15 protein-coding genes, 1 tRNA gene and 1 pseudogene are annotated in these 19,078 nt (G+C 42.1%); 14 read left to right on the top strand and 3 right to left on the bottom strand.

Annotated elements, in window-relative coordinates; translation table 11 throughout:
* Positions 1-219 precede the first annotated feature (219 nt).
* Positions 220-2,217, top strand: a complete 1,998-nt coding sequence (locus tag AACQ75_RS08450; RefSeq protein WP_228209118.1) for a methyl-accepting chemotaxis protein — start codon at positions 220-222, stop codon at positions 2,215-2,217.
* A 163-nt stretch (positions 2,218-2,380) separates the two neighbouring features.
* Positions 2,381-2,455 (top strand) — tRNA-Gly (locus tag AACQ75_RS08445).
* Positions 2,456-2,536: 81 nt separating this feature from the next.
* Here the strand turns inward: AACQ75_RS08445 and AACQ75_RS08440 are convergent.
* A complete protein-coding gene (locus AACQ75_RS08440) occupies positions 2,537-2,749 on the bottom strand; it encodes a cold-shock protein (protein WP_013867804.1) in 213 nt (70 codons plus the stop codon).
* 175 nt (positions 2,750-2,924) lie between these two features.
* Entirely contained in the window at positions 2,925-4,289 is a 1,365-nt protein-coding gene (locus AACQ75_RS08435; RefSeq protein WP_013867803.1) for a GGDEF domain-containing protein, read from the bottom strand.
* Between the two features lie 114 nt (positions 4,290-4,403).
* Here AACQ75_RS08435 and AACQ75_RS08430 point away from each other — a divergent pair, with 114 nt between their 5' ends.
* From AACQ75_RS08430 to AACQ75_RS08375, 12 genes and pseudogenes are all read left to right on the top strand, one after another.
* A complete protein-coding gene (locus AACQ75_RS08430; protein ID WP_013867802.1) occupies positions 4,404-4,772 on the top strand; it encodes a late competence development ComFB family protein in 369 nt (122 codons plus the stop codon).
* Between the two features lie 10 nt (positions 4,773-4,782).
* A complete protein-coding gene (locus tag AACQ75_RS08425) occupies positions 4,783-5,067 on the top strand; it encodes an HlyU family transcriptional regulator (RefSeq protein WP_026027783.1) in 285 nt (94 codons plus the stop codon).
* A gap of 289 nt (positions 5,068-5,356) precedes the next feature.
* On the top strand, positions 5,357-6,907 hold the full coding sequence (locus AACQ75_RS08420; RefSeq protein ID WP_170888469.1) for a Re/Si-specific NAD(P)(+) transhydrogenase subunit alpha: 1,551 nt from the start codon (positions 5,357-5,359) through the stop codon (positions 6,905-6,907).
* An 11-nt stretch (positions 6,908-6,918) separates the two neighbouring features.
* On the top strand, positions 6,919-8,295 hold the full coding sequence (pntB, locus tag AACQ75_RS08415; RefSeq protein ID WP_017046914.1) for a Re/Si-specific NAD(P)(+) transhydrogenase subunit beta: 1,377 nt from the start codon (positions 6,919-6,921) through the stop codon (positions 8,293-8,295).
* A 151-nt stretch (positions 8,296-8,446) separates the two neighbouring features.
* Entirely contained in the window at positions 8,447-9,901 is a 1,455-nt protein-coding gene (vxrA, locus tag AACQ75_RS08410; RefSeq protein WP_013867798.1) for a sensor histidine kinase VxrA, read from the top strand.
* Positions 9,876-10,535, top strand: coding sequence for a response regulator transcription factor VxrB (vxrB, locus tag AACQ75_RS08405; RefSeq protein ID WP_013867797.1), 660 nt, complete (start codon positions 9,876-9,878; stop codon positions 10,533-10,535). The genes vxrA and vxrB overlap by 26 nt, the downstream gene beginning before the upstream one ends.
* Positions 10,532-11,416 (top strand): DUF2861 family protein, encoded by an 885-nt coding sequence (locus AACQ75_RS08400; RefSeq protein WP_019283274.1) that lies wholly within the window; start codon positions 10,532-10,534, stop codon positions 11,414-11,416. Before vxrB ends, AACQ75_RS08400 begins: the two co-directional genes overlap by 4 nt.
* Before the next feature lie 60 nt (positions 11,417-11,476).
* On the top strand, positions 11,477-12,667 hold the full coding sequence (locus AACQ75_RS08395; RefSeq protein ID WP_013867795.1) for a conjugal transfer protein TraF: 1,191 nt from the start codon (positions 11,477-11,479) through the stop codon (positions 12,665-12,667).
* 45 nt (positions 12,668-12,712) lie between these two features.
* Positions 12,713-12,868, top strand: a complete 156-nt coding sequence (locus AACQ75_RS08390; RefSeq protein ID WP_013867794.1) for a YoaH family protein — start codon at positions 12,713-12,715, stop codon at positions 12,866-12,868.
* Positions 12,869-13,072: 204 nt separating this feature from the next.
* Positions 13,073-13,156 (top strand): annotated as a pseudogene (locus AACQ75_RS08385) (transposase); the annotation flags it as partial.
* A gap of 288 nt (positions 13,157-13,444) precedes the next feature.
* Positions 13,445-14,608 (top strand): hypothetical protein, encoded by a 1,164-nt coding sequence (locus AACQ75_RS08380; protein ID WP_170888468.1) that lies wholly within the window; start codon positions 13,445-13,447, stop codon positions 14,606-14,608.
* Between the two features lie 651 nt (positions 14,609-15,259).
* On the top strand, positions 15,260-16,156 hold the full coding sequence (locus AACQ75_RS08375) for a LysR family transcriptional regulator (protein WP_017047920.1): 897 nt from the start codon (positions 15,260-15,262) through the stop codon (positions 16,154-16,156).
* Between the two features lie 43 nt (positions 16,157-16,199).
* Here AACQ75_RS08375 and AACQ75_RS08370 read toward each other — a convergent pair whose 3' ends face one another.
* Positions 16,200-18,890, bottom strand: a complete 2,691-nt coding sequence (locus AACQ75_RS08370) for a bifunctional acetate--CoA ligase family protein/GNAT family N-acetyltransferase (protein WP_170888467.1) — start codon at positions 18,888-18,890, stop codon at positions 16,200-16,202.
* Positions 18,891-19,078: the final 188 nt, after the last annotated feature.

Raw genomic sequence — 19,078 nt, 5'->3', positions numbered from 1 at the left:
CAATTAAAGCAAAGATTAACAAAATGCACCACAAAACGATGAAAATAGCGCGTTAGGGATGATAAATCGCCCGAGTGGAATAAACTCCACAACTGAACGCACAATGCTCAATTTAGGGTTATAAGACGAGTATACGGTAGACTCGCATTGGCTATACGCATTTAATAAACCCATTGAACCCGCTATAGTTAAACGAAGAAAATTTTGAGGAGTCAAAGGATGAAACTCTCGATATCAGGGAAGTTGCAATTAAGTTTTTTATTGCTGGTGGTGCTTCTTATCATTTCGACCTTTTTTACCTATCGCAGTATTACGCAAGTCGAAACTCACACCAATTCATTGCTGCAAACGGATCTGCCAACCGTGAATACTAGCCGAAATATTCAGCAGTCGATGCAAGAGGTTATTTCAACGTTACGCGCCTATTTATTGGTGGGTTCTCAAAGTGCAGTGGGTGCAACGCAACTGACAAAACTTGAAACTATTATTGGACAGATGGACAAAACGGTACCGGTGTTAGAAACGCTGATTCTCAGTGAGCAATACACCGCGATCATAAGCGAATGGGCAGCAATCAAAGCGCATATCCAAGGCATCGTATTACTGAGCCAAAGTGAGGATAATTTACCTGCCCACACATTATTCATTAACGAGGCCGCCCCCATAGCAGAAGTTGCCCTTGACCAGTTACAAGGGCTGATTAACGACGAGTCGACTAACAAAGAAGGAGGGGAGCGGAAACGTCTCTTTAAATTGTATGCTGACAGCTATAATTCGTTAGCTAATGCACTGGCATCGTTGCGAGATTTCTTACTGTATGCGAAGCCTGAACATCTCGAAAAATATCAAGACCTGATTAACTCTCATAACCAATCTGTTGCTGAAATTGTGGAAAAGTCCTCTTTGCTATCGGATGATGAACAGAGTCTTTGGTCATTATTTAATGAGATGCAGCAGCTTTATTTCCCACTCGCACAGCAGGTGATTGCAATACGCCAATCTGAGCAATGGAACGGCGTCAATCAAAAAATGGCCACACAACTTATGCCTGCCGTAGATAAAATGACTAACCGTCTTGAAGATGTTATCGCCACTCAACAATCAAAAGCAGAGCAAAGTGGCGAAAGGATGAGTCGTAGCATTAGTAATGTGATTAACGTGTTATTTATCATGATTGCCGTGACTGTTTCAGTTGCTGTTTTGCTTTCCAATTACTTAGGTAAGAATATCGGCCGCAGAGTGAGTCGAATTGGAAAGAGAGCCGAAATTATTGCGGCAGGAGATGTCTCTCAACCAGCACTTTTGTGTGAAGGTAGCGACGAGCTATCTCAGCTTACCGCCGCGATAAACAATATGAACAACTCACTGCGAACGATCGTTCAGGGAGTCAGTACCAAAGCGCAACAGGTCAGTCAAAACATGGATGAGCTTCTGAACTATAACTCAAACACTCGGCAGCAAGTACAGCAGCAGCGAGCAAGTATTGAGCAGGTTACAGTACGTTTGAGCGATGTGGCGCAGTATTCTATGGCGACCGCAGAAAAAGCTGAACAATCTACGCAATCTCTTTTGTTATCACAAAATGAGCTCAAAGAGGGAGCCTCGGCGCTAGAACAAAATAGAAAAAGTATTGATAAGCTTGATCAAACCATACAAAAGGCAACGCAATTGGTGCTCGATCTTAGTCGAGAAAGCGAATCGATTGGGCGTGTGACCGAAGTAATAGAGGGATTAGCGGAACAAACTAACCTTCTGGCCTTAAATGCGGCGATTGAGGCCGCAAGAGCCGGAGAATATGGACGAGGCTTTGCTGTGGTAGCGGATGAAGTTAGGCTGCTGGCGACTCGAACCACTCAATCAACCACAGAAATTAACACTATTATATACGCCATACAGTCAGCGACTGCGGCTGTGGTCAATGAAATTAACATGAGTCAGAACCTTGCCAATGAGGGTGCGGCGCAGACCACCCACGCCTTCAACAAAATGATGGACGTACAAGGAAAAATAACGGCGTTAGATAAGGAAATGCACCAGTTATCCTCGGCGGCCGATCTGCAACAACAATCAACACACCAAATGACTCAATTCATGCAAGAGGTTGTCAATTCGGTGGAAAGTGTGGCAAGTATTAGCCAAATCTCAAACCAAACGTCAGCGCAAGTAAAAGATAATGTCACTGTACTCAATCAAGAAATGGAAAAGTTCAAAATTTAAACGCAAGAGTAGATATTCAATTGAGTTAAAAATAACCAAAAGCACACAAATCTCAACCAATTGAATTTACTTTGTTTATTTACTGTTCGCTTGAACGGGTTTTGATAAAAAATGGGTTTTCTTTTTTGCTAACTGTGGCATAGTGACAGCGTCAATTCGGTGCGCGGGCATCGTATAATGGCTATTACCTCAGCCTTCCAAGCTGATGATGCGGGTTCGATTCCCGCTGCCCGCTCCAATATTCTCGTATTTATCCAGTCTACTAGAAACAAAAAATCCACCCTAGAAAGAGTGGATTAGAGTCGTTCTTTTTAAAAATTTAAACGGGACTGACGCTCTCTGCTTGTGGCCCTTTTTGACCATCAGTGATTACAAAACTCACCTTTTGGCCATCGACTAAGTTGCGGCGCCCTTCACCTGTAATAGCGGAAAAATGTACAAATACATCTTTGCTGCCATTATCTGGGGTAATAAAGCCAAAACCTTTATCTTGGTTGAACCACTTTACAATTCCGTTTACTTTTTCACTCATAATCTTACTCTTGCTATGTTGTTTTGACGTTGCGAAACAGTTGCAACATGAATAACTTAACCAAAGTATTTTGCACAATCTAATGAAGTTTCTGTGAATGTGATGTACGCCTTGTTGAATATCAAATTTTGCGATTTCTATACCAAAATGTGATGCATTAAATCAAGGTAACTGTTCATACTTCAACTCTATTTCTGCCATTTTGTTTAGCTTTATAGAGCGCTTGATCCGCAATTTTTAACACTGCTTCAGGTTTTTCTGAGGCGTAGCTATCAGCAACGCCAATACTAACCGTAATAGAGACAAGATTTGATGGTGTTTTCTGCTCACGCTTCTTGGAACCGAGCTTATCGTCTTTTGGTCTGTCTTCTGCGTTCCTAATGACCATTTGGTACTGTTCAATATCTTTGCGAAGCAAATCTAAGTAGATTGCAGCTTGCTGTGCATTTTTTCCTTTAAATAGGATGGTAAACTCTTCACCACCGTAGCGATAAACACGTGCGTTTCCTTGAGTCAGCAATAAACGGCTAGCAATCAACTTAAGCACATCATCACCAGTGTCATGACCATAGCGATCATTGAACTGCTTAAAATGGTCTATATCTAGCATCGCTATCGCATATTTTTTGCCTAAGTATTTGATGTCAAGATCTAAGGCATGGCGACCTGGGATACCCGTTAAGCGATCAATAAACGCCATTTTATGACCCGCCGAAATTAGATATAAGATCAATAAAACCCCGGCTAGAGAGAAAAGTGTGCTTGAGATATAACTCACGTGGAAAAAAATAAAGGTGACGGAGGAAAGTAAAATACTGGCGTAAATGCTGGTGTCTAAGATCTGGTTTCGCGTGAGCACAAATATTGCGGAGACCCCAATTAATGCCAAGAGGTACATCACCAACAAAAATGGCAATTTCGATATTTTCGGTATAGTTACTAACAAAACCTGGCTAAAATTCTCAAATCCGCCATCACTGACGTACATCAAAGTAACAACGGCCCAAAACATTAACAGCAGCAAAATAGCGATGTATAAGCCATAAGTTTTACTCAATACAGTAGCATTACTTCCTAACGCATAAGGTACTAAACACAAAACGGGTAATAACAAACTTAATAACGAAAGCTCTAGCAAGGTTGTTCCCGTAGAAAGGGGCATCTGTAAGCGCCACTGGATGATTGCGTAGGCCACCATCATCGCTGTCGAGATCATAGCCAAACGCCCTTGCTTAAAAATGTGTCCTAATGCGATTGCTACCGTGAAAAGAATATAAGGCAGGTTACTAGCGAAGCCAATATTGGCGCTAGTGATCAGAATGACGTTTTCCATCCCCAACATAATGGCTATTAGCAACCCTATTGGGAATAAGAATCGAAACCAATGAGATGATACAAAACTTGTCGGCATTAATAATACAAATATGACCTTTGTGGCATTTAAAATTAAAATTGATAATAAGGCCCATAGCATACTTTTATTTAATAGATTGCCAAGCTTTTTGCTAGACTTACTAAATGAAAGCGAGCACTTGAACAAAGTTTAGACGACAACGCATCTAAAAGTTGTATAAAATCACCAAGGTACGCTAAGTTGTTACTGCTAAGTTCTATCTAAATATTTTGATTAGTACGAAGAGGAAGGAGTGTAAGGATGCAAATCAGTGTTGATGTACATAATTACATGGAAACACTTGTCGGACGCGTATTGGCTGAAGATAAGTATGTAAATCACTATGATAATGAGCAGCTTGCCGATCTTGCTTGCTTATCCCTTGCTCAATTGAGACCGATCTATATTCGATACGACATAGATTTTCTCTCTGCGCTACCTGAAGAAAAATTGGTCATACTTAAAGAGAATGCACAAGTTGCCGTTGAATCGGCGGAAAGCATGATCGTTAATGATCGACGTAGACACAGAGAAGATGATATTCCTATCATTCTAGGCCAATTGCGCTTTGACGATAACTTAGAACTAGAGTGGTTCGAGAAGCCGATTATTGAAACAAACAAGTCTTAAAGGAGTTCTTGTGGGATTTTTTTCTCGTTTATTTAATCAAGGGTCAGGCAATGACTCAAAAATGAAGCTTTTAGATCCCATTGAATATAAAGGTTTTTTAATTTACCAAGATGCAATGTCTGAATCAGGGCAATATCGTGTCGCTGGTAAAATTAGTAAAGATGTTAATGGTGAAATATGTACTCACCGTTTTATCCGCTCCGATGTCGTAGCTAGTAAAAGCGACGCTGATGAGCTTATGCTTAAAAAAGCAAAAATGCTCATCGATCAGATGGGCGAGAAAATCTTTTCCTAACATCGTCCAACTTGATAAAAATCATAATGAATATCCTCATTAGTCGATACCCTTATTCATTGAGTAAAATACATGGCTAATATCCTGTTTTTATAGAGCTTTGTGATAAGTGGTTCGACCTCTGCTTTGTTTGGATGTCGTTGTGTTTTTGTCTTTCACCTATGACAATCACTCATTACTTAACCTTATATGTAATAGCATTTTGTATTTTTATTACAAACTGCTTGCAGTTATGCTGGTGGTTAGATAAAAACAGAATAATCATTGTGCCAATAGTCAAGGAATAACTATGCAAATTGGTGTACCAAAAGAGACCCTTACGGGTGAAACACGGGTTGCAGCTTCACCGAGTTCGGTAGCGCAATTAATCAAACTAGGCTTCGACGTCTCCATTGAAACTCAAGCTGGGGTTTTAGCCAGTTTTGATGATGCGGCTTTTGAGGCGGCTGGTGCCACGATTGTTTCGACACAAGATGTTTGGAATTCAGACATTATCTTGAAGGTCAATGCGCCGATTGTTGATGAAAAACAATCGATTGATGAGGTTGCTTTGATCAAAGAAGGGGCAAGCCTAATCAGTTTTATCTGGCCTGCACAAAACCCAGAATTGATGGAACAGTTATCAAGTAAAAAAATCAACGTGCTGGCGATGGACTCAGTGCCGAGAATATCCAGAGCACAAGCTTTAGACGCTTTGTCATCAATGGCTAACATTGCTGGCTACCGCGCTGTTGTTGAAGCTGCACATGAATTTGGCCGCTTCTTTACAGGGCAAATTACCGCAGCGGGCAAAGTCCCGCCGGCAAAAGTACTGGTTGCTGGAGCTGGCGTTGCTGGCCTCGCTGCTATCGGTGCCGCAGGAAGTTTGGGGGCAATTGTACGAGCTTTTGATGTTCGCCCAGAAGTAAAAGAACAAGTTCAATCAATGGGTGCAGAGTTTTTGGAAGTCGATTTCCAAGAAACGGCTGGTTCAGGCGATGGTTACGCCAAAGAGATGTCTGACGACTTTAATAAAAAGGCCGCTGAACTGTATGCAGCGCAAGCTAAAGATGTCGACATCATTATCACGACGGCTTTGATCCCTGGACGTCCAGCCCCTAAGCTGATCACCAAAGAGATGGTCGACAGTATGAGCGCTGGTAGCGTGATCGTCGATCTTGCAGCTGCAAACGGGGGGAACTGTGAATACACGGTTGCCGATCAGGTGATTACAACCGCCAATGGTGTGAAAGTGGTCGGTTATACTGATATGGTTGGCCGCTTACCAACACAATCCTCTCAATTATATTCAACAAACATCGTTAACTTGCTGAAATTGTTATGCAAGGAAAAAGATGGGTCCATCAATATTGACTTTGAAGACGTTGTTTTACGTGGTGTGACGGTCGTGAAAGAAGGCGAAATAACGTGGCCAGCACCACCGATCCAAGTCTCTGCGCAGCCGCAAGTCAAGACCGCACCAACTAGACCTGAACCCAAAAAACAAGAACCCGCTTCTGCGACGAAAAAAATTACTGGCTTAGTTGCTGCCGTTGGCGCTTTTGCTTGGATCGCATCGGTCGCACCTGCGGCTTTTTTAAGCCATTTCACCGTTTTTGTTTTAGCGTGTGTTGTGGGTTACTACGTCGTTTGGAATGTTACTCATGCTTTACATACTCCTTTGATGTCCGTTACCAATGCAATTTCCGGCATTATTGTGGTCGGAGCTTTATTGCAGATAGGTCAAGGGAGTGGTGTGGTCACTTTCCTCGCGTTTATCGCTGTTTTAATTGCAAGCATTAACATCTTTGGTGGTTTTACAGTCACCAAACGTATGCTTGAAATGTTCCGTAAAGACTAAGGGAGTAATATATGTCTGCAGGATTAGTACAAGCCGCATATATTATTGCTGCTATCTTCTTCATCATGAGCCTTGCTGGATTATCAAAGCAGGAATCAGCAAGAGCTGGTAACTACTATGGTATAGCGGGTATGGCTATCGCACTCATCGCCACTATTTTTCGTCCAGATGCGCAGGGCTTAGCTTGGGTATTGCTGGCGATGGTAATTGGGGGTGGTATCGGTATTCATTATGCTAAAAAAGTAGAAATGACCGAAATGCCCGAACTTGTGGCTATTCTCCACAGTTTTGTGGGCATGGCTGCGGTATTAGTGGGTTATAACAGCTATATCGATGCGCCAATTGTACTCGATCACGCTGAACACGTGATTCATTTGGTTGAAGTGTTCATTGGGGTATTTATTGGTGCCGTCACCTTTACAGGATCTATCGTCGCCTTTGGTAAACTGCGTGGAATCATTTCGTCGTCGTCGCTCAATCTCCCTCATAAGCATAAGCTCAACCTCGCGGCCATTGTTGTCTCCACATTATTAATGATTTACTTTGTTAATAATGGTGGCAGCATGTTTGCATTGATTATTATGACTCTGATAGCGTTCGCGTTTGGCTACCATTTGGTGGCTTCGATTGGTGGTGCAGACATGCCCGTTGTGGTATCGATGCTTAACTCCTATTCAGGTTGGGCAGCGGCAGCGGCTGGCTTTATGTTAGCGAATGATTTGCTGATCGTAACCGGAGCACTGGTTGGTTCTTCAGGTGCCATTCTTTCTTACATTATGTGTAAAGCGATGAACCGCTCTTTTGTTAGTGTGATTGCCGGGGGCTTTGGTCAAGATGTGGCTATCAGCGCAGACGTTGAGTACGGTGAACACCGTGAAATAAACGCTGAAGAAGTAGCCGAAATGCTGAAAAACTCTAAGTCAGTGATCATCACTCCAGGGTATGGCATGGCAGTAGCTCAAGCACAGTATCCTGTTCACGAAATCACGGAGAAGTTACGTGCACAAGGCATTAAAGTTCGCTTTGGTATTCACCCAGTAGCGGGACGTTTGCCTGGCCATATGAACGTACTGCTTGCTGAAGCAAAAGTGCCTTATGACATTGTGTTAGAAATGGACGAAATAAACGATGATTTTACTGAAACGGATACGGTTTTGGTGATCGGTGCAAATGACACAGTAAACCCAGCAGCATTAGAAGATCCGAACAGTCCGATCGCCGGAATGCCAGTGTTGGAAGTATGGAAAGCGCAAAATGTCATTGTATTCAAGCGTTCAATGAATACTGGCTACGCAGGTGTACAAAACCCTCTTTTCTTTAAAGATAATACCTATATGCTTTTTGGTGATGCAAAAGAGAGTGTAGACGCCATCTCAAAAGCGTTATAGCATCTACGATTAGGATAATGAAGAAGCCAGCAAAATGCTGGCTTCTTCTGTTTTTGAGCAATCATTATTGACATGGATATAACACGTGCAATGTATTATTAGTTAATAATGTTATATAGTTTTTAATCTAAACCATTAATGAAAATAAAACTTGTTTAAAGCGATTAAGACCTACTTTTGGGCTATTTTAGTTCTAATACCTATTCAAACCTATGCCGATTCGTTGCCAGAACGCATCGACCTTTTTGCGTCGCTTTTTGATTATAGTACCGCTGATGTAAGTTATGATATCCGTACTTTGCAGGTTGATTATCCAACTCGCTTATTGACTCCCGAATCAATGTTACCGCAAACGGCTGAATACCCTTTAAAAGATCTACAGTTGTTATACAAATTATCTCAAAGCTGTACAGGTAAGTTGCCGCTGAGCCCACTCATAACAGAGCCATTAGTCTTCACGAGAGCTATCTGTAAAGGATCTCAATTACCATCGAAATGGTTTGCGAGAAGCGCTTTGATTCACCCAGGAGGTGGAACATATGCGGCTCGTTATGTGAAAAAATACCCTGAGAAATTTGTAGAATTGCAACAATATATGCACATACGAGAGCGCACCAAGGCAAGTGTGGATTCTTTGCTTGGCCGCATCCAAAACATGAATGAAGATACGATCTTAGCACTTATATCAGGTGCAACCATGTTTGTAGAGAACAGCGATCTTTGGCTGAGAAAAGGGGATATGTATTACGTTTTTAACGAAGACGTATGGTTAGACAACGCGAGTAAAGCAGGACTCAGCTATAGCATGGCCTCGGAAAATTCGACCTGTTTTATTCAAAGAGGCAACATTTGTTGGAATGTTGAAGATCATTCCAACGTGTTACGGATAAGTATGGTAATTCTTGTCCTAGCTAACATAATACTTGTATTAGGCTGGTCCCTTTATCGTTGGAATTCAAAACGACAGGAAATGAAAAGTCGTATGTTGGTGCTGCAGATTCTTACTCACGAGCTCAGAACACCCATTGCAAGTCTATCGCTAACCGTTGAAGGATTTCGGCGCGAATTTGAAAGGTTACCATCAACTGTTTACGATGAGTTTAGACGGCTATGCGAAGATTCCAGACGTTTACGGCAACTGGCCGAAGCCAGTAAGGATTATTTACAGTCAGAGAGCAGGCCGCTTGCAACAGACTGGGTACCTTCCGTTGAAGAATGGTTACAATACAAAGTGGAAGAAGAGTTTCGTGAAAGCATAGATCTTGTTATAAACAAAGATATTGCAGCTAAACTGAATGTTTATTGGCTTGGGACATGCATCGATAACTTAATTAGAAACGCAGTAAAATACGGTGTTGCTCCAGTTACGTTAGAGGTAACAACTAAACAAAATTCAATCACGATCAAAGTTACAGATCAAGGTCTGTTAAATCATCGAGATTGGAGAAATTTACGTAAACCTTTTGTCAGCAAAAGTGGCTTAGGTTTAGGTTTGACTATTGTAGAATCAATGGTAGGTCGGATGGGTGGTAAGATGACACTCGCAGGACCGCCAACCACATTTATATTGGAGATCCCCTGTGAAACAGACATTGCTTCTCGTTGAAGATGATAAAAACCTTGCCGATGGCTTATTAGTAAGCCTTGAACAAGCAGGGTATGACTGTTTACATGCAGAAACTATTGCAGATGTTAAACAGCATTGGGACAGTGCAGACTTAGTCATCCTCGATCGCCAATTACCCGATGGCGATTCTGTTCAGCATTTGCCAGAATGGCGTAAAATAAAAGAGTTGCCAGTAATTCTTTTAACCGCACTTGTTACGGTCAAAGACAAAGTGGCCGGATTGGACGCGGGGGCAAATGATTACTTAACCAAGCCTTTTGCCGAGGCTGAATTATTTGCACGAATTCGAGCCCAGCTTCGTTCACCAGAATCAGAAGGGCAGGATGACACGAAAGTGGTTACACCCAATCTTGTTATTGATAAAGCCACAAGAGAAGTTTTTTTTAAAGAAGATTCAATTACCTTAACGCGTACTGAATTTGACTTACTCTTATTTTTAGCAAGCAATCTCGGGAGAGTGTTTACGCGTGACGAATTGCTTGATCATGTATGGGGTTATAACCACTTTCCAACGACAAGAACCGTAGATACCCACGTGTTGCAATTGCGCCAAAAACTTCCAGGCTTAGAGATTGAAACTTTGCGCGGTGTTGGATACAAGATGAAAGCGTGATGCAGAAATCTCGTTTACTATTGGTAGGCATAGCATTTGTGACTATTCCTACCAAAGCACAAAATGTTGAGTGGTTTGATCAAATCACACCGCTTACCCAAGCGCATCAGAATCTTTTAAATAATAATTTAGAAGCAATGTTTAACTCACTTGTAGAAGTGTGGCAGCTTGAACATAACAAAAACATTCAGAGCCATCTCAATGAATTATTATTACAATCATTAACCGTTGATTGCGGTAAAAGTTTAGACAAAAAACCACTCCCTGAATGGCTTAAATCAATCACCATTAATAGGCAAGAGATCCAGAGCCCAGGAAGAGATGCATTTCATGTTGATATAGAAGTGGACGCTGAAAAACCACTTGCTGATATTAGGCTGGCGCAGTGGGTCGATAAAAGTTTATCAACCGATAGTTTATTAACGACCACTTCGAGTGACAGCGTCACTGGAAAGACACATTACTTAAAGCGTTATAATCTCAATAGTAAAATTACAATGGGTTTATACCGTCTTGATATAACAGCCAAAGATCAGCAATCTTGGAGCGCATGGATTGTGCTTGGTGAACCCAAAGCAAAGCAAATTGTACGTTGGGCTTCGAAAGATCAATGGAAAATTGAAAAAAAAGCGCTACTCAATCCATATTGTCCTTTACCTGAACTCAATGTATCGCTGTATGATTACATCGATGGAAAATACTCTGAAATATGGAGTCAACGCTACGAGTCTGAGTATCCTAATGAACTTGAAATCACTAATTTAGCTGCAGACCGTTATGTACTAGCGGTATCAATGACTCAACAACGTTGGCAAGGGCCGATTATCATTGAGCAATCTCAAGTAATCAGTAAAACCTACGATGTTTCAGTAGATGAATAATTAAAGATAATAGACAATATGCCGTTATAGACATAAAGGAAACGACACGTTTATAACATTATGAAAAATTTCATTAAAATACTCCCACTTGCAGTCGTACTTACACCCTCTTTCAGCTTCGCAGCCAATTATGCAATAGAGGCGCGAGGGGATGCGATGGGTGGTGTAGGGGTTGTATCTGCGAACTTTCTCACTGCTCCATTTTATAACCCTGCACTTGTGGCTATTTATCGTCGTAACGATGACGTAGGTATGATCGTTCCCAGTTTCGGGATTTCTTATAATGATGAAGACCACATGGTCGATGATTTAGACAGCATTTCAAGCTTCATAGAAAAAAAAGATTACACAAATACTGAACAGCTGCAGAAAAGTTTAGATAATTTACAAAATGATAAACTAAAAGCCGAAATTGGCGGTGTTGTCGCCTTTGCCATTCCTAACCAATTTATAGCGGCTAATTTATTCGCCAAAGCCTATACCGAAACGTTTGTCACTCCTGATATTTATAGCGGCGAAAATACTGCGTCATTAACTCCTGAGCTACAAACTGTCGAAAACGCAGAGCTCAGCGCAGTGAACGCTGTTTCCGTTGGGGTAACAGAAGTGGGTTTCTCGCTAGCCAAGTACCAAACATTTTTAGGCCAACATATTGCCTTTGGTGTAACACCTAAACTTCAACGCATCTACACCTATGTATATTCAGCAAGCGTAACCGATTACGATATCAAAGATGCACGAGATAATGGCCAAGGTGAAACCATGTTCAACCTTGATGCCGGCGCATTGTGGTTTTATGGGCCTTTAAGAGTTGGATTTTCCGCAACCAATTTAGTCAAGAGAGACATTCAAACTCAATCTTACACTAAGAGTCTTAAGAGCCAATTCGGTAAAACACGAGACATCAATATTGGCTACGCATACCAAATGAGGCCACTTTATACAGTAGGCGTAGGCATTGTTGCAGACTATGCCACATTAAGCGTGGATTATGATCTTAATGAAGAAGAGCGCTACACTAATTTTAATGACAATACACAGATGATTCGAGTAGGTGGTGAAATCGATATCATGCGTCAGTTAAAATTAAGAGCAGGATATAAGAAGAACTTAGCATACGATAATGTTGATGGAACAATCACAGCAGGGGTAGGGATCTCACCTCTCAATCTCTTCCAACTGGACATTGGAGCTAGCTATACAAACGATAATGCGATGGGAGCTTACATAAATTTCCTTGCTAGTTATTAACTCGATCTCTATAGTCAGGCTCCTAATCAACCGGAGCCTTTTTAAATGTTTGATGATATTCCAACTTTATCTCACCAAGAACAGCAAGAAGCTGTTGAGAAAATTCAACAACTAATGGCTCAAGGTATCAGTACCGCAGAAGCCATAAAAATCGTTGCATCCCAAATTAGAGCAGAAAAATCTGCAGATAAAACGAATTAATTCTCAACCTAACTATTTCCATTGCATAAGAGCGTTCACTCATTAGTGGACGCTTTTTTGTATCGAGAAAACCCCCAGCTAGGCTGGGGGTTCCGTAAAGCTTACGGCTATAAGTCAGTTATAACCCCTTTCAATTTGATAAAAACGTCTTGTGGTCTGGCAACTGTAAGAGTTAATTAAGAATTAAAAGGGGGTCCCAATTGGGACGAAGAGAGCTTAGCGCACACGCGATGGAATTGTAAATATCATGTGGTTTTTGCACCTAAGTACCGAAGGCCGGTGTTCTACCAGACCTCGCCGGGATATCATCCAAATGCTCACCAACGAGCAAGTGGGTAGCGTATATTCTCGAGTGTTGGTGCTTTCAGCGATGTTCTGTTTAACCGGTTTTGTAGCAAAACTTGGCCATTGGTCTAAGTATTTGAGTGAACTTAGCTGATCAGATAATTTAGTTCCATGATTTAGGAAATAAAGCCATTTTATGTAGGATTTTTCTGGGATTATGAGTTGTCTATTGTCTGCTTTTACTGATGGTTATATCGTTAAGTGAATGAAATCTAGTCTAGGAATCTCGGAATGATAACCAATAACATAAGTAATGCTCAACTCAGCGGCATTGAGCAGAACGCTCCTCAAGTCGGTCCCCAAAAAGTCGAGGCTTACCTTGCAACGATTGAGAAAGCCCAGAAAGACCTTGAAAAAATCGATCCTGCCATTGCATCAGTCGATGAGCAATCAGCAGATTCTGAAGTACTGGCTATGGTAGCGGCTCATCAAAAACAAGTTGTCCAGTCTATGGTGGGTAGTAATCCTGAGGATGCTATTGCATTGACACTAGCGGCTGGTATCGAAGCATGTAGTGCTCGACTTGAAGCGATACAGCAGCAAGCTATGGGCTTAGGTGTATTTGTAGATTCCATGGAAGCGATGTGGGAAGACATATCAAAAACATCACCATTAACAGGGTATGCGTTAGAAGACGCTTTTCAACTAGTGCTTATGGATGTATTGATCCACATTGACGATTACAATTTAACTGCGGATGAAAAAGATGCCCTTCAACGTTTTATGGAATGTGGTGGTTCAGGGATGCATGGTTCTCATGAAAACTATGATCAATATGAATTTGTTGCTGACCTTCCTGGACTTTTTAACAAAATTCATGACCACGCACCCAAGGACAGTTTTGCTTATACAATTACTGATTCTATGAAAAATAATTCTGGTTGCCCTGGGGCTTTAGTAACGCAATTTCAGGATAATTGGGGTACTGCTAGTGAATGGTATTCTAACTGGACTAATGGCATAGGCGATGTCTCTCCAATTATGCGTATGGCATTACTCTCTAGTGTGCTGGCTGATTCATCTGTGGAAATCTCCAGCGACGAATATAATATGTTTCTTACTGGTAGCCTGTCTGATATTGATACCTTTATGAACGAAAAGTACGGTAAAAATACCATTGAATACATTAACGAGGATCTTGCTATGTGGAACTATTACTTCGATCCTAGTGAGAATCCAGTTACCGGTTTTGGTATGAATTTCCATTCTTCTAGTGGAATGCAGGTAGACTACTTCACTGCATTATCAGAGAATTTACCTTCTCGACCTCTCACCGACGAGGAGCTGAAAGAAGTCAACCGTATCGGTGATCAGGTAAGAATGCTGCAAGAGACTCTCAAATATTGGTTGCAAATTTGCCGAGACGAGCTAGTGGCCATTGCACGTAACATCTAGTTCAGAGCGGTCAATTAGGTCGGTCGAAATAAAAATGGGTTGTGGCATCTGAAACACATTCAAGCATTCAAGCATTCAAGCATTCAAGAGGGACTGCCAACGCGTGGCGGCTTTAGTGCAAGTGTTTACAGTGGGTTTTTTAGTTCGGCGGTGCGTTGTTAAACACCGCTGTAGCTTCAAGTAGGAAGAGAATATAACAATCTAGAGTTACGGATGTGATGAAAATTACCATTTTTCTGTATTCACGCTCTTTTTGAACTGAGTCGCTAAAAACGTTAGCAATACGTTAAAAGCTGTCTATATTTTTCCAGTCTGCTAGAATCGCGTTGTTTATATTTTAGCCTTTAATTTTACACACTTATCGAGGTTTTATATGGAGCTTGGATTAATCATCGTTTTTATCGTGGCTGCAGCGGTCATGGTTAAGAAAGAGATGTCAGAAAATAAGAAATAGACTCACTCATTGATAACTTTTCTACCCCTTTTTAAATGAATGTGTCTCAAAGCCAGTATTAAACTGGCTTTGTTATTTCTACGATTTTTGGTTCCAAACCAGTTCTCCTCGTCTATTTTCCATCCCGTCAGAGATACCACAACGATGATAAATAAGGCATACTCGTTATTGCATACTCACTGCAATTTCACCAAAGGATGTCCATTTTGCAAAGTCCAATTACCTTAGAAGCGCTTCATATTTTAGATGCGATTGATAGACGAGGCAGCTTTGCTGCGGCGGCAAATGAGCTAAGCCGTGCACCATCATCGCTGAGTTATCAGATCCAAAAATTGGAACAAGATTTAGATATCACTATTTTTGACCGTTCAGGGCATAAAGCGACGTTTACTGAAGCCGGCTTGCTCATTCTTGAGCGGGGTAGAGCCATTTTATCGGCGACAGAAAAATTGGTGAATGACGCAACCTTGTTAGCGAATGGTTGGGAACTGGATTTGACGGTCGCATTTGACGGTATTATCCCTATTCATAATTTTTTCCCAATGGTTGAAGCGTTAGGTAATGTCAGTAAAACACGAATCCGTCTTCAAGAAGAAATTTTAGCGGGGTGTTGGGAGTCACTTTCAACCGATCGAGCCGATTTGCTGATTTGCCCACGTATCGATACGTTACCACAAGATGTAAAAGCAGAAACCATAGGAACTATGTCAATGGTTTGGGTAGCGGCCAGCTCGCATTACGTGCACAAACGAAGCGGTGCATTTGATGAAGAAGCAAGGCAAAAGTATCGAGTGATTGCGATTGCCGATACCGCGCGTGACCAGCCTGCAATGAGCGTGAATATTTTGCAAAAACAACCGCGTTTGACGGTAACTAATTTCAGCGCAAAATGTGCCGCTTTAGTGGAAGGGTTAGGCATTGGCACATTACCGAAACAGATAGCAGAACCATTGATCGCCGCAGGTAAACTGAAAGCAATCAGCGGATCTGAAGAAAAATCGATGCAGATCATTATGGCATGGCGGCGTAATAAAATGGGCGAAGCAAAGTCGTGGTGTGTGCAATACCTCAAGAAAAACTGGACGCTAAGTTAAAATTTTGGGCGGATCGCAGTGATCAAACCTGATCGCTACGGCTTTATTCTGGTTTATTTAAGATCAAAACCATATCTGCCGTCCCATCTTCGAAATGCACTTCAATCTCAAAACCTAATTTTTGCGCTAGCGTCAACATGCCTCGGTTGGTTGGCATGGTCATGCCGGAAATTTGTAAGGTTCCTTTCAAGCGACAATAGTCGATGATTTTTTGCAGCAAGATTTTACCTAAACCTTTTCCTTTTAAATCCGAACGGATCAAGATGGCGAACTCAGCATCGCTATTCTCAGGGTTAATGAGTGCTCGTGAAACGCCAATAATACTCTCTTGATCATTGGTATGATCCACTGCGACAAAAGCCATTTCTCGGTCATAGTCAATTTGAGTAAAATTGGCTAAGGCTTCATGGTTAAACTCGCCGACATCCGAAAAAAAGCGTTTGTACAAATCTTCTTTTGATACGTTACGGATAAACTCTGCATGATACGGCTCATCTTCGGGCAAGATTGGGCGTAAGGTAATGGCCGAGTTGTCCTTTAGGATCACATTTTCTTCAAACTCACTTGGATAGGGGCGGATAGCTAATCTACTTTGTCCGTCGCCTTGGTAATCTTTTAGGACTAAGTTGGCATCCAATATAGTGAATTGATTGCCACTGACTAAAACCGGGTGAATATCTAATTCATCTATTTGTGGACATTCAATAATCATCTGCGAGATACGAACTAAAAACTCAGATAACCCATCAATATTCATTGGCTCTGGTAGTTTTTGCAGCCGAATTTTCCCGCTGCGTATTGCTCTGACAATCAGATAACGAGCGAGCGTCATATTCAGTGGGGGTAGTGCGGCGGCGGCATCGATTGATTCATCCCATTCGGAACCACCTTGTCCCAGTAAAATGACCGGGCCAAAGGTTGTATCAGTAATCACTTTGATCCTGAGCTCTTCGCCGCCAGCGAGCTTTGCCATTGCCTGAACCAATAACCCATGAATATTAGCGGAAGGATACGAGATCTGCGTACGATCCAATATCGCTTGCGCTGCGCTTGCCACTTCGTGGCGGTTGCGTAGATTGAGCATCACGCCTTGCACATCTGATTTATGCGTAATATCGGGCGAACGCAATTTCACCACGACTGGGTAACCAATTTGCTCGGCAATATGTACCGCTTCACTGGCATCAGAAGCTATCCAAGTTGGTAATACGTTAAAATTAAAACATTTAAATAGCTTGCCTATTTGGTGTGTATCAAGGTGGCGGGTAGGGTGTATATCCAGTTGCTCCGCTATCCATTGCTGCGCGCTGTGTATTTCTGACACGTGAACGGGTTCTGCGGTCGTCGGCGTTTCCATTAGTTGCTTTTGATTTCGACGGTACTCGACTAAGTGCATGAATGCCACTACTGCACTTTCTGGCGTTCGATAGGTTGGAATGCCCGCTTGGGTAAATATTTGTCTAGCCGGGCGCGCGGTAAGTTCACCTGACCAATTGGTTAGGATGTTAAAACGTTTATGGCGAGGGTGCGCTTTAATCGCGTCGACCACCGCTTGAGCGGTTTGCTCAGACTGCGCAATCGCAGATGGGCTGTGCATAATGAGAATGGCATCGGTTTTATCACTATCTAGCAGCACATTTAGTGTATTAACGTAGCGAGTATGATCCGCATCACCCACCATATCGACCGGATTACTGTGAGACCAACTTTTAGGCAGGCACTGATTTAGTTTTTGATAAGTAGACTCTTCAAGATCGGCAAGCTTTCCGCCTCGATCTAACAAGGTATCGACGGCCATAATAGCTGGCCCGCCACCATTGGTAATAATAGCAAGACGTTCACCTCGTAATGGAACGGAGTGAGTGAGTGTTTCAACAGCGGCAAAGAGTTCATGGGTATTATTCACCCGTAACATACCCGTGCGTTGAATTGCGGAGTCATAAATAATGTCGAGTGTATTGTCTCCACCAGTATGTGCTTGCGCCGCTTTACGTCCAGCAAGCGTTCTTCCTCCTTTTAATACTAAGATTCGCCGGTTACGTGACGCGGCACGCGCTGCCGACATAAAACGGCGAGCATCCTTAATCGTATCAACATAAAGCAAAATGGCTTGGGTGTGTCTATCCGTGCTCAGGCAATCAAGCAAGTCAGAGAAATCGATGTCGCTGGCATTACCAAGAGAAATAAATGCTGAAAATCCGATTTCTTTGTCATTTGCCCAATCTAAAATCGTGGTACAAACCGCTGCAGATTGTGAAATAAAGGCAATGTTACCTTTTAAGGCTGTGACAGGAGAAAACGAAGCGTTGAAATTTAACCAAGGTAGGATCAGCCCTAAGCTATTGGGGCCCAAAATGCGCATTCCTGCCGATTTTGCAATTCTAGAACATTGGGCTTGGATTTCGACTCCTTGAGCATCTTCAGTATACATATCAGATGAAAGTACGATGACGGAGCTGATGCCTTTATCTGCCAATTGCTTAAATAAGGTGACGTTGCGTGTTGCGTGCGTGCATAAAATCGCAATATCAGGGACGATAGGCAGAGATGCGATACTTTTGTAGGCCAATACGCCACAGACGGATGGATAATAAGGCGTGACAGGCATAATCGCACCATCGAAGCCTCCTTGAAGTAGGTTCTTCATCACGATATTGCCAGCACGAAGCGAGCGTACTGATGCACCAACAACCGCGATCGATTTTGGTTTCAGGAATGGATTTAAATTGTTCATGTTGATGAACCTTTCACTCACAAATTACCGTTAGCTTAGCGAACAAATGCTATCCTTGTTCACTATATTGGTTTGATTGTGATCATTACGTCGTGAAACAACTGCGACTTTGTGCCATAAATCACAGTACAAGGTTATATAATCACAAAGCGAGCTTGATTCTGAGCGTCGCTATCGGCATGATTTAT

It is taken from the genome of Vibrio sp. B1-2, from assembly GCF_963888445.1.
In the GTDB taxonomy this organism is placed as follows: domain Bacteria; phylum Pseudomonadota; class Gammaproteobacteria; order Enterobacterales; family Vibrionaceae; genus Vibrio; species Vibrio anguillarum.
This window is presented reverse-complemented; position numbering and strand designations above follow the sequence as displayed.

Bases quoted from the DNA above. Each gene is read 5' to 3' on its own strand.
- AACQ75_RS08450 (WP_228209118.1), top strand. From the start codon at position 220: ATGAAACTCTCGATATCAGGGAAGTTGCAATTAAGTTTTTTATTGCTG.
- AACQ75_RS08440 (WP_013867804.1), bottom strand. From the start codon at position 2,749: ATGAGTGAAAAAGTAAACGGAATTGTAAAGTGGTTCAACCAAGATAAA.
- AACQ75_RS08430 (WP_013867802.1), top strand. From the start codon at position 4,404: ATGCAAATCAGTGTTGATGTACATAATTACATGGAAACACTTGTCGGA.
- AACQ75_RS08420 (WP_170888469.1), top strand. From the start codon at position 5,357: ATGCAAATTGGTGTACCAAAAGAGACCCTTACGGGTGAAACACGGGTT.
- pntB (WP_017046914.1), top strand. From the start codon at position 6,919: ATGTCTGCAGGATTAGTACAAGCCGCATATATTATTGCTGCTATCTTC.
- AACQ75_RS08395 (WP_013867795.1), top strand. From the start codon at position 11,477: ATGAAAAATTTCATTAAAATACTCCCACTTGCAGTCGTACTTACACCC.
- AACQ75_RS08390 (WP_013867794.1), top strand. From the start codon at position 12,713: ATGTTTGATGATATTCCAACTTTATCTCACCAAGAACAGCAAGAAGCT.
- AACQ75_RS08380 (WP_170888468.1), top strand. From the start codon at position 13,445: ATGATAACCAATAACATAAGTAATGCTCAACTCAGCGGCATTGAGCAG.
- AACQ75_RS08375 (WP_017047920.1), top strand. From the start codon at position 15,260: ATGTCCATTTTGCAAAGTCCAATTACCTTAGAAGCGCTTCATATTTTA.
- AACQ75_RS08370 (WP_170888467.1), bottom strand. From the start codon at position 18,890: ATGAACAATTTAAATCCATTCCTGAAACCAAAATCGATCGCGGTTGTT.